Here is a 14057-nt window from a genome sequence, read left to right on the forward strand (position 1 = left end):
TTTTTCTCAACAACATCAATGGCAACGGGCAAGTCAAAGCTGCTTTGCGCATTTTTTGTAGCAGTTATAACAACAGGCGCAAGATTGATAGCCTCTTCAGCATAAGCCTGTGGCGTAACAATAGCGGCAATCAATAAAAATAATGGTTTTCTGTTCATGGCAAAGCGCATTATAAATTTATGGAGCCTGGATGGTATATGGCAGGCTGTGCTTGAGCAATCAAGAAAACCATGATTTTTATCAGAATGCGAGGTAAATCTTGGTTAATATTATTTCTTTCTTATCAGTGGTCCAAAACAGTTATTGAGTAGGGCATTTTCATCCGCACAAATTAGCATTAAATCGCCTGTTGTGTCGTATCTAATAAAATTCGTAACGCTCAGGCCAACCTCAGAAAACTCTTCATCGCAGTCTTTTTCCATATTGCTTGTGATTATTTGGTGTTTAAGTTCATAAAATGCATATTGTGTGTGTTTTTTTGAAATGGTGTAGGTGCTATCAACCACCTGTTTTGCGCTAGTGCCTCGCAAGGTACCATCTGGCTGAAATTGATATGTTTCAATACAGTTTGTGCTGGGAACTTGATAATTCCAATTTCCGATAATTGGGTATTCTGGATACGCGCCATTGCTCTCCTTTGGCGTGTCAAATATCTCCTTTGAGTTGTTAAATTTCGAGAGTGATGATTCATCTAAAGTGACCGTGATAGCGTGAGAAGTAAGAGCCCAGCAGCAGGAAAGTGCAACCAAAATTAATTTATACATAATTATTACCCCTATTGATGATTATGGAAACTAGCTTGCTTAGTGGAGTGTGTTAAATAAACTAAAGTTCTATCAAATCCTTTCAGCGTGATTTTTTAACCCTAACAGAGGGAATTATTCTTAGATTTATTAAGGGAACGACTTATCTGTTATGTTGCCCAACTTAACGAAATTTAAAATAATTATGCTTACACGTTAGATTTTTCTAAATGTCAATGTCATGGGATTAAGTATGAAAAAAGTTGCAGTGATGCTTTTGGTTTATTTCACACTTTATTCAGTTAGCGTTAATGCCTTGATAAACGGGGATATAACGCCTGCAATTGTGGTTTCAACTGTAAGCCTTACAATTAAACATCAGCATCTGCTACGCTCTTCAAATCTATGGGAAGAGTACGATGGTAACTGCAGCGCCGTGATAGTAGGTACTAAACCTTTAACATTGTTAACGGCCGCACATTGTTTTAAAGAGGCAAAAACTAATTCAGATAGCCATTTACCAGAATTACTCATCAATAATGCAGATGCAAGCGGCATCATTGAAGCTAAACTCATTAAAATTTTTCTTCATCCATTTGAAGAAGTTGAAAAAAATGTGGGTTTGGACATTGCTATCTTGGTCTTTAATGCAACTTTGGAGGATGGGGTTCATGCAATATCACTAAAGCAGGAAGGTCGCGCAGTTGATGTTGTTTTACTCTGTGGATTTGGCTTAGGCTACGATGAAACGGGACTTGAAAATCCGAGGTGTAGTCAGAAAAAAACATTGACTACCTTGCAAGATTTTTACCAGATCATGCCGCAAACATACGAAGCACTTGACCCAATGTTGCATATTAAGGCTAGAGCGCAATTTGAATATAAACAAGAAATAATCAAGTCTATTAGTACCTTATTAGCTGTAAATCGATTAGATTCGCAAGGTAATTATTCTGTAGATGAGCCCATGCCTACTGATGGTGATTCAGGTGGGCCATGGTTAACCTATGAAGAGGATGGTCGATATCGTTTAGTGGCTATTACGAGTTATGTTGAGCGTTTTTACAACAAAAGCGCGTACTGGAGTTTTTTTAATCGAGATGTTCCGCTGTCTGACTATCCTTATATTGCTTATGGCATTCGACTGGGCGATGCCGATGTACAAAGTTTCCTAAAAAATGCAGTCAAGCAAGGCGCAGATATTCGGTTCAAGTAACACATTAGATTTCTGGTAAACATCAAAAATGCATCAAGATTTCATTAATTTCATTTCTTTAATAGCGGCTTCATGACTGAGTTTATTTTGTCTTAAAATAAGATACCATTGGCAATAGTCGCTGTAAGTTCCTTTAACGCCTTCACGTGCAACATCTGATAAGCCCTCAAGTAAGTTTAACAGTGATTCATGAATATTCTCATTGGCGAGTTTGTCTCGAATTTGCACAGTTCTATTGGCGACCATGCGTCTATCTTCGATTAATTTTTTTGATAAAAACACGATATGTGTTTCATATTGTGCTACTTCATTCTCCTCAGGCAAGTAAGTACTGTCCTCTGGCTTAGCCTTTAAGGCAAGCCATGTTGCGGCAATACTTCCTTGGTTAATTTCTAAAAAACCTGTTTGTCGTAGATTATCCACATCAGAAACGTAGTTGTTTTCAGTTTCAAGATTAACTAAAGTCGCATTTGATTCAGGCTGCGAATAATCGCAGCCAACGAGCATGATAAAGAGAATAGGTAAAAAGTGTTTAAAAAACACGGTAAGATTAGGGCTGTTGCTAAATTTAGAAATCAAGGTTTAACTCCTAATTTTGTTAGGTACTACGAGAATAGGCGCCAAAAGAAAGCAAAACCTAAAGTAGGCTAATTATATGCGCTAGTAGTAATTTGGCAATTTCATTTTTAGGTCCGCGTTTGATGGGATGCGCGCCATTTTTGTCCAGCAACGTAACGCTATTTGCATCGCTACCCAAAGCATCGCTTGCCAGATTCGCTACTATTAAAGGTAAATTTTTCTGTTGTCTTTTGGCTTCTGCATACTCAAGTAAGTTTTCTGTTTCAGCTGCAAAACCCACGCAAAAAGGGGCGTTGGGCAGGCTGGCAACTTCTGCAAGAATGTCTTTATTCGACGTGAGTTCTAGAGTGAGTGACGACTTATTTTTTTTGATTTTTTCGGAGTGTTGCGTCACTGGGTGGTAATCGGCCACCGCGGCGACCGAGATAAAAATATCTTGTTGGAGGATATTGCTCATCACCGCTTGATACATGCTTTGGCCACTGGTAGCGGAGATGTTTTTGACATTTGGCGGCGCCTCAAGTGCAGTTGCACCGCTAACTAACGTCACTTCTGCACCCATATCGGCGGCCGCTTGTGCGATGGCGTAGCCCATTTTCCCACTGCTTAAATTGGTGATTGCCCGCACGGGGTCTATCATCTCAAGCGTGGCGCCCGCGGTAATGAGTACGCGCTTACTAGCCAGTAATTTAGGTGTAAAGTGAGTGTTTAGCAATGCTAAAAGTAGTTCTGCTTCAAGCATTCTACCTAAGCCCACTTCGCCACAGGCTTGCTCGCCGCTTTCTGGGCCGAGTATATTAACGCCATCGGCAGTAAGTTGTTTTATATTGCGTTGTGTTGCCGGGTTTTCCCACATCTGCTTATTCATGGCAGGCGCCACTAATAGCGGGCAATCACGCGCCAAACATAGGGTGGAAAGTAAATCATCGGCATGGCCTTGCACCAATTTAGCTAAAAAATCTGCACTGGCAGGTGCAACTAAAATTGCATCGGCGGCACGACTTAACTCTATATGCGGCATACCGTTGCTAATGCTGCTATCCCACATGTCAATAAACACGGGCTTGCCAGACAAGGCTTGCATGGTCACGGGGGTGATAAATTGGCAAGCCGCACGGGTCATCACCACTTGCACGTTCACACCAGCTTTTACCAACAGGCGCACGAGCTCAGCCGCTTTGTAAGCCGCGATGCCGCCTGTAATGCCCAATACTAACGATTTGCTTTTTAGCATGTTTTTGTGAAAGATTAAGGTTAATATGTCTGTAATGCCTTCATTTTAACCTAGTTTTTCTTTTTAATAACGTTTGCGAAAGATTCAACCTTCATGTGGCGCAAGTTAAGAATAATTGTTTTGTTAATGATATTAGTCACGGTGCTTAAACAAACTTGGTTAGACAAAGCCGATTTGGATTGGAATGATAATTTTTATGTGGTGGTGTATCCCATTAATGCTGATGGAACCCCTGAGGTTGATCGTTACATTAAGACCTTAACCAGAGCAGATTTCGAGCCGATTGCCGAATATTTTTCAGACGAAGCAAAGCGTTTTGGCCTGAATATGCGTCGGCCAATGGAGGTGCAGTTAGGCGCTAGAGTTGAGCGTCGACCTCCAGTGCCACCTGAGGTCGCTTCAGCATTGAAAACGATTATTTGGAGTTTAAAGTTTCGATATTATGCTTGGAAAAATAGCCCTAAAGTGGCCGTTACGCCCAAAATACGCATGTATTTACTGTATTACGACCCCGCAATTCACAATAGGCTAGGTCATTCAACTGCGTTAAGTAAGGGGCGTGTCGGTTATGTAAATCTGTTTGGCAGTCAGGCTTATCATAAAAAGAATGCGGTTATTTTGTCCCATGAAATGTTGCATACGCTAGGTGCGACAGATAAGTATGATTTAAGCACGACCTTGCCTGTGTACCCTGATGGTTATGCGGAGCCCGAAAAGTCGCCGCGATACCCTCAAGATTTTGCTGAATTAATGGGTGGGCGAATCCCGGTAAGCGATACGCAAGCAGAGATTCCTAAAAACTTGGGGCAAACATTGATTGGCGATAAAACAGCATTTGAAATCGGCTGGCTAAAATCCACACTAAAATCTACAGGAGGAAAATGATGGCAATCACCGATTGGCCCGCAAGTGAACGCCCGCGTGAAAAGCTGCTGGAACTGGGCGTTGAGGCGTTATCTGATGCTGAATTATTGGCTATTTTTTTACGTGTAGGCGTCACGGGTAAAAGCGCAGTTGATTTAGCCCGTGATTTGCTCACCCAGTTTGGTAGCTTAAATGGCATATTTTCTGCACAGTTAAGCGAACTGACACAAGTGAATGGCATTGGCAGCAGTAAATACGCGCAACTGCAAGCAATTTTTGAAATGAGCCGCCGTGCACTTAATGAGCAAATGCAAGTTAAAGATATATTAACTTCACCGCAACAAGTGCGAGATTATCTATGTCTCAAGCTAGGCAATTTAACGCGTGAAGTATTTCTGGTATTGTTCTTAGATGCTCAAAATAGAATCGTAACCAGCGAAGAAATGTTCAGCGGCACGCTGACGCAAACCAGTGTTTATCCGCGAGAAGTCGTCAAACGTGCGCTCTACCATAATGCAGCCTCGCTGATTTTTGCGCATAATCACCCTTCAGGCATTGCACAACAAAGCCAAGCGGATGAACTTATCACCAAACAGCTAAAACAAGCGCTAGCTTTGGTCGATGTGCGGGTGCTGGATCATTTTATTGTGGCGGGCAATAATACCTTGTCGTTTGCAGAACGTGGTTTGTTGTAAAAGTTGATTTTCGGGATATTATAAAGATGATTGATAACGTACTGTGGCTTGATTTAGCCGTGGCACTAGGCATCGGGCTATTAATTGGTACCGAGCGGGAGCGTAGCAAAGGCATAGATCCCGATAGAACCTTGGCGGGAATACGTACCTTTACCATTGCCTCTTTGCTGGGGGCGGTCAGCACGGCCGTTAACTTTTGGCTACTGGTCGTTTCGGTAATTTGTGTCACGGTATTTGCCGCAATAGCTTATGTGGTTCGGGTGGATAAGCATCCAGGTTTAACAACGGAAATCACGCTAGTATTTACCGTCATTCTTGGAGGCTTGGCAATGAGCGCGCCATCGTTAGCGGCTAGCCTTGCGGTGACTGCGGCAATACTGCTGGCTGCAAAAGAGCCAATTCACGGCTTTGTGCGTGGCGCGGTAACAAAAGATGAATTAAACGATTTTTTGATTCTTGCTGCCGCTACCCTAATCGTGTTGCCCTTAGTCCCCAATGAATTTATTGGTCCATTTAACGCTATTAATCCGCGAAATCTTTGGTTGATAGTCATTTTAGTCATGGCAATCAGTGCGCTTGGTCACCTAGCCTTACGATTATTAGGCGGTCGCGTTGGTTTGCCTATCGTCGGTTTGGTTTCAGGTTTTATTTCCAGTATCGCCACCATTGGCGCCATGGGTGAGCGTGCTAAAGAGATGCCCGCGTTGATGGGGGCCGCGGTGGCGGGTGCGTTGTTGTCTTGTTTATCCACTATTTTACAGTTGACGCTTTTATTAGCAGCTATTCATCGGCCAACGTTGCAAGCGCTAACAGTACCATTAATTTTAGGTGGCGTTTCGGTGGCGGTGTATGGCTTGGTAGTAACCTTAAACTCGTTTCACAAAAACGGCACTGAAATGTCGCAACCTAACCGCTCATTTAGTGTAAAAACGGCATTTTTGCTAGCGGCGGTAATTGCATTGGCTCTTCTTGCATCCGCCGCTTTGAAGGCGTGGTTTGGTCAGGCTGGGTTGGTGTTTGCTTCTGGCGTGACGGGTTTGGCGGATGTGCACGCTTCTACAATTTCAGTCGCTTCGCTGGCAGCAGCAGGCAACTTAAACGCAGAAAATGCGGTGATTCCAATCTTGGTGGCTTTTTCGGTCAACGCTTTTTCAAAAGTTATTGTGGCGATTTTGAGTGGTGGCAAAGACTTCTCTCGCCAGGTTATTCCGGGCTTGTTTATTCAAGTGTCCGCCGTTTGGCTAGGCTGGTGGCTGCTTTAACGCGTTTGAATTAGCCCACTTCCACACGATTTCGGCCATTCTTCTTGGCTTGATAGAGTGCATGGTCGGCGCGGGTCAGTAGATTATTAATGTCGTCTCCCAGCATCAAATTACTCACACCAAGTGAAAGTGTTATTCTAATTTCTTGTGTAACGTCATTCTCAAACTCAAGTTTGGTCGATTCTATGGCGGTCCGCACACGCTCTGCGATTATTTTAGCCTCATCAGGCGAGGTGTCTGGAAGAATCATGGCAAATTCCTCACCGCCAAATCGAGCGAGTAAATCAGTCGGGCGAATTTGCTTGGTAAGTACCGAAGCCACCGCAAATAACACTTCATCGCCGACCATGTGGCCGTGGACATCGTTAATGTTTTTAAAATGGTCAAGGTCGGCCAGTATCAAGGCTAAGGGCTTGTTGTCATTGAGTGCACGGCCAATCTGGCGTTTGAAAAATTCATTCATCCAACGGCGATTAAACAAGCCTGTGAGGCCATCGACATTTGCAATGGTTTCCAGTTCTTGTTGATGGCGAAAGCCATTGATAATGGCCACATTGTCGTTACGTAAACGCTTGGCTAATATAAATAGTAAATTTCGGGCGAAGCTATGAGAAGCTCTAACCAAACGCCAGAGCGTTTCTTCGTTAATTCTTAAGATGCGGCAATTACTCGCAGCTACTACTTCAGCCGAAGTATTTGCACCATCAAAGAGCGAAACTTCCCCAACGCAGTCACCTGGTAAAATTGGAATAGACTGCTCGATAAGTTCCGCATCAAGATACACTTTCATCGAACCAGTGAGTAACACGTAAAAATATTCGTTATGGGTATCGGCGTAAATCAGTGTTTGTCCTGAAGCGATGGCAAACAACTCACATTCTGCAATTAAATGGCATAAGTCTTCAATATTCACCCCTTTGAAAATCTTGGATTGGTGAATTAACTGACGATCTTGGTCGGACAATTCTGCGGTGATATTAATCATAATTATCTTTTAAGTTGAAACAAATAGTCTAAAACGAATATAGTGCTAGCAAATTTTTATAATACTTAAGCTACGCATTTAAGTTGGATTGAAGTCCATTAAGTAGCCATTTGCATGCCTAGCATAACGTAAATAACGGCAAAAATCTCCCTTTCTGAACAGCATATTAAGATTTTTTATTGCATATGCAAGCGTATTTACACACAAAAAGCATTTTAAGCGAGTTGTAGTTCTGCAAGTCGCGCGTAAAGTCCACCTTGTTCACGTAGTTGAGTGGGGCTGCCGATTTCAACAATGCGGCCATTTTCTAACACAATAATCCGGTTGGCTTTTTGCACGGTACTCAGACGATGCGCAATCATTAAGGTGGTTCGGCCTTGCATGGCTGCGTTTAAGCCTTGCTGAACCAAAATTTCTGACTCGGCATCCAGCGCGCTGGTGGCTTCATCTAGTAGCAAAATTGGCGCATCTTTTAATATGGCGCGCGCAATGGCGATGCGCTGGCGTTGCCCGCCAGAAAGTCGCGTGCCACGCTCGCCTAAAAAGGTTTGATAACCCTCGGGTAGTCGATGAATAAACTCATCGACCTGCGCCGCTTTAGCGGCTGCAATTACTTCATCATCGTTGGCATCGGGTTTGCCATAACGGATATTTTCTAGCGCGTTGGCAGAAAAAATGACGGCATCTTGCGGCACCACGGCAATATTTTTCCGTAGGCTATTCAAACTTAATGCATTGATGTTTTGGCCATTGATAGTGATTTCACCACGATTGGTTTCGTAAAATCGGAGCAAACACTGAAATAAGGTGGTTTTGCCCGCGCCAGACGGACCAACCAGCGCAACGGTTTCGCCCGCCGCAATGCTGAGCGAAATATTATTTAAGGCGGCAATTTGCGGGCGCGATGGGTAATGAAACACAACATTTTTAAATTCAATTGCCGCGTTGCTTACGTTATTGAGGCTTTGCGCATGCGCTGGTTCTTTAATCGCCGCATCGGCATGTAGCAATTCAAGTAAGCGTTCGGTTGCACCTGCCGCACGCATCACATCGCCCCAAACCTCGGCCATGGTGCCCACGGCCCCCGCCACCATCATGGCATACAGCACAAAAGAAGCGAGTTCGCCGCCGGTCATGGTGCCAGCACTCACTTGACGTGCGCCTATCCAAAGTACAAAAATAATCGTGCCCAAAGTCGCGGTAACCATCAGCATGGTCAGCATGGCACGAACACGCACGCGTTTGAGTGCTGTAGTAAAGCTAATGTCGGCACTTTTGCTAAAGCGCGCAATTTCGCGGTGTTCTTGTGTGTACGATTGTACTGTTGGCATGGCATTCAAAATTTCCCCTGCCATGGCCGAGCTATCGGCGATGCGGTCTTGCGATTCGCGTGAGAGTTTTTTTACTGAGCGGCCGATAATGATAATGGGCAAAATGAGCAACAGCATCAGCCCTATATTTAGCGAGAATAAATACAAATTGGTGACAGCCAACATCACCATGCCGCCTATAAATTGAAACAGGCTGCGTAAGCCCATGGAGATTGAGCTGCCCACTACCGTTTGAATCAGGGTGGTATCACCCGTGAGGCGTGACAGTACTTCGCCCGTTTGCGTGGTTTCAAAAAATTGCGGTGATTGCGTCATCACGCGTGCGTACACGGCGCTGCGTAAGTCTGCCGTTGCACGCTCGCCCACCCAACTGACCGTATAGTAGCGCGAAGCAATCATCAAGGCCCAAAACACTGCCAGTGCGAACATCACCAAGAAATGCCCGTTTAGGCTTAAAGCGCCAATCAGGCCATTATGCGATTTCATGGTAGCCGACTCACTGACAAAGCCAAAATCAATTAAATCGCGAAAAGCCAGCGGCACGACCAGTAAGGTGGCTGAACCTAAGCAGAGTAAAACAAACGCCAGCCATACTCTGGAGCGATAAGGGCGCAAAAATGGCCACAAATTACTTAATGATGAAAGTTTTTTGGCGGGAGTTTTCGTAGAGGTTTCACTGGTCACTTGCATAGGATTCAATTCATTTACGATGATGATGCTTAGTATAACTGGCAATCAATCGGGGTTTTGGTTCATTATGCTGATGGGGCCTGCTAATTAAGCAAAGTAACCACGAAAGTATTAAATTGCTTGCTGGTCTGATTTATACTTACAAATCAATTATTCACCCATTATGATGAATTTAATATTATGCACAAAAATTTAAAATTTATAGGCTGGCTGGCAGTGGCCGTCTTGGGTGCTTTGGCCATTAGTGCCATAGCGTTGAATCGTGGAGAGAGCATTAGCGCAATGTGGTTTATTGCCGCAGCTGCCTGTGTTTATGCCATTGCATACCGATTTTATGCGGCTTGGATTGCAGCCAAAGTGCTGATGGTGGATGAAACACGCGCCACTCCTGCCGAACGACTCGACAATGGTCGTGATTTTATTCCTACCAATAAATGGGTCGTATTTGGGCATCATTTTGCCGCTATTGCAGGCCCAGGCCCGTTAATTGGCCCAACATTGGCGGCGCAATTTGGCTATTTGCCAGGCACTTTATGGATTTTAATCGGTGCAGTGCTGGGTGGTGCCGTGCAGGATATGGTCACATTGTTTTTCTCTACCCGCCGGAATGCACGTAGCTTGGGGCAAATGGCGCGTGATGAAATCGGGCCAATTGGCGGTGCCGCAGCCTTAATCGGCACGTTTATGATCATGATTATTTTAATTGCCGTATTAGGCTTGGTGGTGGTTAACGCCATGAAACACAGCCCGTGGGCCACTTCAACAGTAGCCGCCACTATACCCATCGCCATGATTGTTGGTTTTTACATGCGTAATTTCCGTCCTGGGCGGGTGCTGGAAGCTTCAACGCTGGGTGTGGTATTGCTATTGCTGGCGGTAGTTAGCGGCGGTTGGGTAGACCACAACCCAACTTTACGCAGTTTTTTTGATCACGATGGGTTGCCTTTGGCGTGGATGATTATTGCTTACGGTTTTGCCGCGGCGGTCATGCCAGTTTGGCTATTGCTTGCACCACGTGATTATTTATCGACTTTTGTGAAATTAGGCACAGTTATTTTATTGGCTGTCGCCATTGTTATTTTGCAGCCGCAGGTCCACATGCCGGCATTTACCCAGTTTACCGACGGCACTGGGCCAATCTTTGGCGGTAAGTTGTTTCCCTTTGTCTTTATTACTATTGCATGTGGCGCCATTTCTGGCTTCCATTCACTTATTTCATCAGGCACAACACCCAAACTACTCACTAACGAGCGCGATATCCGCATGATTGGTTACGGCGCCATGTTACTTGAGAGCTTTGTGGCGATTATGGCTATGATTGCCGCCACCGTGCTTGAGCCAGGTGTGTTCTTTGCCATCAATAGCCCAGCGGGTGTGGTGGGTAAAGAGGCGGTGGATGCGATTGCAAAAATTAATAGCTGGGGCTTTGCGGTGACGGTTGAGCAAATGAACCAACTTGCTAAAGACATGGGCGAGAGTAGTCTGTTTGCCCGCACCGGCGGCGCGCCCAGCTTGGCTGTTGGCATGGCGAGCATATTTGGGAGTGCTTTTGGTAAAGGCATGCTAGCCATCTGGTATCACTTTGCCATTATGTTTGAGGCGATTTTTATTCTCACCACGCTCGATGCTGGCACGCGGGTTGGCCGTTTTATGTTGCAAGACATGCTGGGCAATGTTTGGCCAAAAATGGGTGAAACTTCTTGGATGCCTTCGGTGATTTTCACTAGTGGCTTAGTGGTGGCAGGTTGGGGCTATTTCTTGTATATCGGTGTCATTGACCCAAACGGTGGCGTGAATATTTTATGGCCGCTTTTCGGTATTGCGAACCAAATGCTGGCAGCCATTGCCTTATGTGTAGGCACAGGAATTTTAGTTAAATCGGGCAAATTGAAATACGCTTGGATTACAGGTTTGCCTTTGGTTTGGCTGGTGATAATTACCAGCACGGCAGCCTGGCAAAAAATATTCAGTGATGATATTCGCGTTGGTTTTTTTGCTGCCGCGAATGATTTGGCAAGTAAGCTGGCAGCAGGCGCATTGCCTCCAGAAAAAGCTGCCGTGGCCCCACAGTTGATTTTTAACCAACAACTAGACGCTTATTTAACGCTATTTTTTGTTGCGGTGTTATGGGTGGTGATTATTGACATGCTTTACGCGACCTATAAATATTTAGCAGGCAAGCCAGTATTGCCGCTTTCTGAAGTGGCGCATGAGCCAAGTCGGTTAGTGGAAAACTGGGTACGAGATTAGCCCAATAATAAATAAGGCATTCGCAATGTTAAGAAAGATTAAACATTTGTGGCATATACTGCGTCAGCTCACTGGAGATGACGCTTACGAAGTATATTTAAAACATCATGCAGAATTTCATGTATCAGCCGTGGATGCGCCGCCAGCACTCTCTCGTAAGGAGTTCTTTAAGCTTTGGCAAGATAACAAGTGGAAAGGTGTTAAGCGTTGCTGTTGAAATGTAACGGGTGTTTACGTATTGTTGAAGTGGCTGGCTGGCTGGCTGGCTGGGCGTAGCGCAAACGTTGTGTGTTATTTAAACTTACTTAAAAACACTAAAAAGCTAGGCACTTTTTAGAGGCAGTTCAAAGTTATTAGCCTTTGTTTACAAGCTTTGGTAAATCTTATCAATCTGCATTTCATCAATCTCAGCCGGTTTTTCAACTTCGTACTCCGAGTTATTTGCGCTTTTACGCTTTTTACTAGAGTAAGTTTTAATTTCTTGAAAATCTGTTGCCATAAAATTGGATTGAGGCTCTTTTTTAAATAAATTTTGCAATAAGTTTTTCATTTTCATTCACTTTAATAATGCTACACATTCCAATAAGCAAAGTGTATGCCAATTATTTTAGGTGAATATATTTACATTTAAGCTATTGAATTTAAATGAATTTAATATTTCATTGAAGCCGGGTTAGGCTTTTTACCTGACATTCGCTGTCAACATTTAATCGATTATTGTCAAATTTCGTCAATTGCAAAAAGATAAGCTTAAGCAAGCGTTTTGAGGTCAATATTTTGGTATGAATATGTTTAAGAAAACTTTTTATTCTGCGCCTGAATCCACATCCAAACGCCAAGAACGATCATCGGCAAACTCAGCCACTGACCCATGCTAAAACCCATAGAAAGCAAGCCTAAAAAGCCATCAGGCTCGCGGGTGTATTCCACTAAGAATCTAAAGCTACCGTAGCCGATTAAAAACAAGGCGGAAATAGCCCCAGTTTCACGCGGTTTAGCGGAATAAATCCAAAGAATCAAAAACAACACAATGCCCTCGAGGCCAAATTCGTACAATTGTGAAGGATGGCGCAATAAGTTATCCACTTTAGGAAACACCATGCCGAACTCGGCATTGGTCACACGGCCCCACAACTCGCCATTGATAAAATTGCCCATACGCCCAGCGCCCAAGCCAATTGGCACCAAGGGCGCAACAAAATCCATAATCGACAGCCATTTAAGCTGATATTTGCGCGCAAACAACGCCATTGCAACTAATACACCTAAAAACCCGCCATGAAAGCTCATGCCGCCCTGCCAAACCGCCAAAATTTCGGCGGGGTGATGCATAAAATAGCTGGACTGATAAAACAACACATAACCCAAACGGCCACCCAAAATCACGCCTAATGCGCCAAAAAACAAGGCATCATCCAGCATTGGCAACGTCCAGCCATGCCAAGTGCGGTGATTAATCTGCCACTTGCCTAAGCCTAAAAAAGCTAAAAAACCAATCAAATACATCAAGCCATACCAGTGAACACCAAACTGGCCAAGATGAATAGCAATAGGGTCAAACTGAGGGTGAACAAACATGAGTAAATGCGATAATCTAATTAAGTGAAGGCTGAATTTTACCTAAGTTTTGTTGTTAAAGGCTTAAATAAAGCAATAACAGATTTTTATATAGGAGGCTTGAAGTTGGTCGAATGATTTAGTTGAAAGGTATACGTCGGCCAGCAGTGGCTTAAGTCTATAGCATTAACTAAAAATAGTTAAAACAACTGCCCTGCGAGCCAATAGGGACGGGCATGCTAGGGCAATGGTTTTACAAAGTTAGAATGCCAAAAATTTAAACTTGGCCTAAAGGGCTGAAAAATAGCTTAAGCGTTTATGGTCTATTTACGGTCTGAATTATGAGCCAAGCCACTAGGCGAGCGCATGACAATAAGCGGCATCAGCGCAAACAGCAGTAACATGCCCAGAAAAACGCTTCCAGACACTGGGTCACGGCTTGCGATAAACTCAGCAATTGATTGATTTTGAATGGCGACGGCAAGCAATACTTCAGCTGCGAGCGCAAGACCCAGCGCTAAAAAACCAACCGCCAAACGGACGAATGTCGATGCTGCAAGTGCAAAACGTTTTGCGATGAATCTTGCAGAAAGCAAGATAATCACGAATGTAAAAGGCATTTCAATGAGTTCGGCCATTCGTTCACCAAGG

Annotated in this window: 14 protein-coding genes; 6 read left to right on the forward strand and 8 right to left on the reverse strand. The window is 44.1% G+C overall.

What is annotated here, in order from left to right:
* Positions 1-269: 269 nt before the first annotated feature.
* On the reverse strand, positions 270-764 hold the full coding sequence (locus HOO90_RS10370; RefSeq protein WP_292842740.1) for a hypothetical protein: 495 nt from the start codon (positions 762-764) through the stop codon (positions 270-272).
* A 232-nt stretch (positions 765-996) separates the two neighbouring features.
* Between HOO90_RS10370 and HOO90_RS10375 the strand changes: the two genes are divergently transcribed.
* Positions 997-1959 (forward strand): trypsin-like serine protease, encoded by a 963-nt coding sequence (locus HOO90_RS10375; RefSeq protein ID WP_292842742.1) that lies wholly within the window; start codon positions 997-999, stop codon positions 1957-1959.
* A gap of 33 nt (positions 1960-1992) precedes the next feature.
* Here HOO90_RS10375 and HOO90_RS10380 read toward each other — a convergent pair whose 3' ends face one another.
* Entirely contained in the window at positions 1993-2538 is a 546-nt protein-coding gene (locus HOO90_RS10380; RefSeq protein ID WP_292842744.1) for a hypothetical protein, read from the reverse strand.
* A gap of 58 nt (positions 2539-2596) precedes the next feature.
* Positions 2597-3772 carry a bifunctional phosphopantothenoylcysteine decarboxylase/phosphopantothenate--cysteine ligase CoaBC gene (gene coaBC, locus HOO90_RS10385; protein WP_292842746.1) on the reverse strand — a complete coding sequence of 392 codons (1176 nt, stop codon included), beginning with the start codon at positions 3770-3772 and terminating at the stop codon, positions 2597-2599.
* A 126-nt stretch (positions 3773-3898) separates the two neighbouring features.
* Between coaBC and HOO90_RS10390 the strand changes: the two genes are divergently transcribed.
* Genes HOO90_RS10390 through HOO90_RS10400 form a run of 3 tightly spaced genes read left to right on the forward strand, consistent with a single transcriptional unit; the run spans position 3899 to position 6593 of the window.
* A complete protein-coding gene (locus HOO90_RS10390; protein ID WP_292842764.1) occupies positions 3899-4657 on the forward strand; it encodes a hypothetical protein in 759 nt (252 codons plus the stop codon).
* The gene (gene radC, locus HOO90_RS10395; RefSeq protein ID WP_292842748.1) at positions 4657-5331 is read left to right on the forward strand and encodes a DNA repair protein RadC; all 675 of its coding nucleotides are present in this window, start codon (positions 4657-4659) and stop codon (positions 5329-5331) included. Before HOO90_RS10390 ends, radC begins: the two co-directional genes overlap by 1 nt.
* 26 nt (positions 5332-5357) lie before the next feature.
* Positions 5358-6593: a DUF4010 domain-containing protein gene (locus HOO90_RS10400; protein WP_292842750.1), complete on the forward strand. Its 1236-nt coding sequence runs from the start codon at positions 5358-5360 to the stop codon at positions 6591-6593.
* Between the two features lie 10 nt (positions 6594-6603).
* Here the strand turns inward: HOO90_RS10400 and HOO90_RS10405 are convergent, their stop codons facing one another.
* The gene (locus tag HOO90_RS10405) at positions 6604-7578 is read right to left on the reverse strand and encodes a GGDEF domain-containing protein (RefSeq protein WP_292842752.1); all 975 of its coding nucleotides are present in this window, start codon (positions 7576-7578) and stop codon (positions 6604-6606) included.
* A gap of 215 nt (positions 7579-7793) precedes the next feature.
* Positions 7794-9599 (reverse strand): ABC transporter transmembrane domain-containing protein, encoded by a 1806-nt coding sequence (locus HOO90_RS10410; protein WP_292842766.1) that lies wholly within the window; start codon positions 9597-9599, stop codon positions 7794-7796.
* A 180-nt stretch (positions 9600-9779) separates the two neighbouring features.
* Between HOO90_RS10410 and HOO90_RS10415 the strand changes: the two genes are divergently transcribed.
* A complete protein-coding gene (locus HOO90_RS10415; RefSeq protein ID WP_292842754.1) occupies positions 9780-11849 on the forward strand; it encodes a carbon starvation CstA family protein in 2070 nt (689 codons plus the stop codon).
* Between the two features lie 25 nt (positions 11850-11874).
* Positions 11875-12066: a YbdD/YjiX family protein gene (locus tag HOO90_RS10420; protein WP_292842756.1), complete on the forward strand. Its 192-nt coding sequence runs from the start codon at positions 11875-11877 to the stop codon at positions 12064-12066.
* A gap of 147 nt (positions 12067-12213) precedes the next feature.
* Here the strand turns inward: HOO90_RS10420 and HOO90_RS10425 are convergent, their stop codons facing one another.
* The 3 genes from HOO90_RS10425 to HOO90_RS10435 form a co-directional block, all read right to left on the reverse strand.
* Complete coding sequence (locus HOO90_RS10425; protein WP_292842758.1) at positions 12214-12399, reverse strand: hypothetical protein; 186 nt, start codon at positions 12397-12399, stop codon at positions 12214-12216.
* 242 nt (positions 12400-12641) lie between these two features.
* Positions 12642-13427, reverse strand: coding sequence for a prolipoprotein diacylglyceryl transferase (gene lgt / locus HOO90_RS10430; protein WP_292842760.1), 786 nt, complete (start codon positions 13425-13427; stop codon positions 12642-12644).
* Positions 13428-13729: 302 nt separating this feature from the next.
* The coding region (locus tag HOO90_RS10435) for a hypothetical protein (protein WP_292842762.1) at positions 13730-14057 on the reverse strand (328 nt) is incomplete at its 5' end.

This window comes from Methylotenera sp., assembly GCF_013141425.1.
GTDB lineage: Bacteria > Pseudomonadota > Gammaproteobacteria > Burkholderiales > Methylophilaceae > Methylotenera.

What these genes read in the sequence shown, in the direction of transcription:
- HOO90_RS10370 (WP_292842740.1), bottom strand. Translation starts at nt 764, where the DNA reads ATGTATAAATTAATTTTGGTTGCACTTTCCTGCTGCTGGGCTCTTACT.
- HOO90_RS10375 (WP_292842742.1), top strand. Translation starts at nt 997, where the DNA reads ATGAAAAAAGTTGCAGTGATGCTTTTGGTTTATTTCACACTTTATTCA.
- coaBC (WP_292842746.1), bottom strand. Translation starts at nt 3,772, where the DNA reads ATGCTAAAAAGCAAATCGTTAGTATTGGGCATTACAGGCGGCATCGCG.
- HOO90_RS10390 (WP_292842764.1), top strand. Translation starts at nt 3,899, where the DNA reads ATGATATTAGTCACGGTGCTTAAACAAACTTGGTTAGACAAAGCCGAT.
- radC (WP_292842748.1), top strand. Translation starts at nt 4,657, where the DNA reads ATGGCAATCACCGATTGGCCCGCAAGTGAACGCCCGCGTGAAAAGCTG.
- HOO90_RS10400 (WP_292842750.1), top strand. Translation starts at nt 5,358, where the DNA reads ATGATTGATAACGTACTGTGGCTTGATTTAGCCGTGGCACTAGGCATC.
- HOO90_RS10405 (WP_292842752.1), bottom strand. Translation starts at nt 7,578, where the DNA reads ATGATTAATATCACCGCAGAATTGTCCGACCAAGATCGTCAGTTAATT.
- HOO90_RS10410 (WP_292842766.1), bottom strand. Translation starts at nt 9,599, where the DNA reads ATGCAAGTGACCAGTGAAACCTCTACGAAAACTCCCGCCAAAAAACTT.
- HOO90_RS10415 (WP_292842754.1), top strand. Translation starts at nt 9,780, where the DNA reads ATGCACAAAAATTTAAAATTTATAGGCTGGCTGGCAGTGGCCGTCTTG.
- HOO90_RS10420 (WP_292842756.1), top strand. Translation starts at nt 11,875, where the DNA reads ATGTTAAGAAAGATTAAACATTTGTGGCATATACTGCGTCAGCTCACT.
- HOO90_RS10425 (WP_292842758.1), bottom strand. Translation starts at nt 12,399, where the DNA reads ATGAAAAACTTATTGCAAAATTTATTTAAAAAAGAGCCTCAATCCAAT.
- lgt (WP_292842760.1), bottom strand. Translation starts at nt 13,427, where the DNA reads ATGTTTGTTCACCCTCAGTTTGACCCTATTGCTATTCATCTTGGCCAG.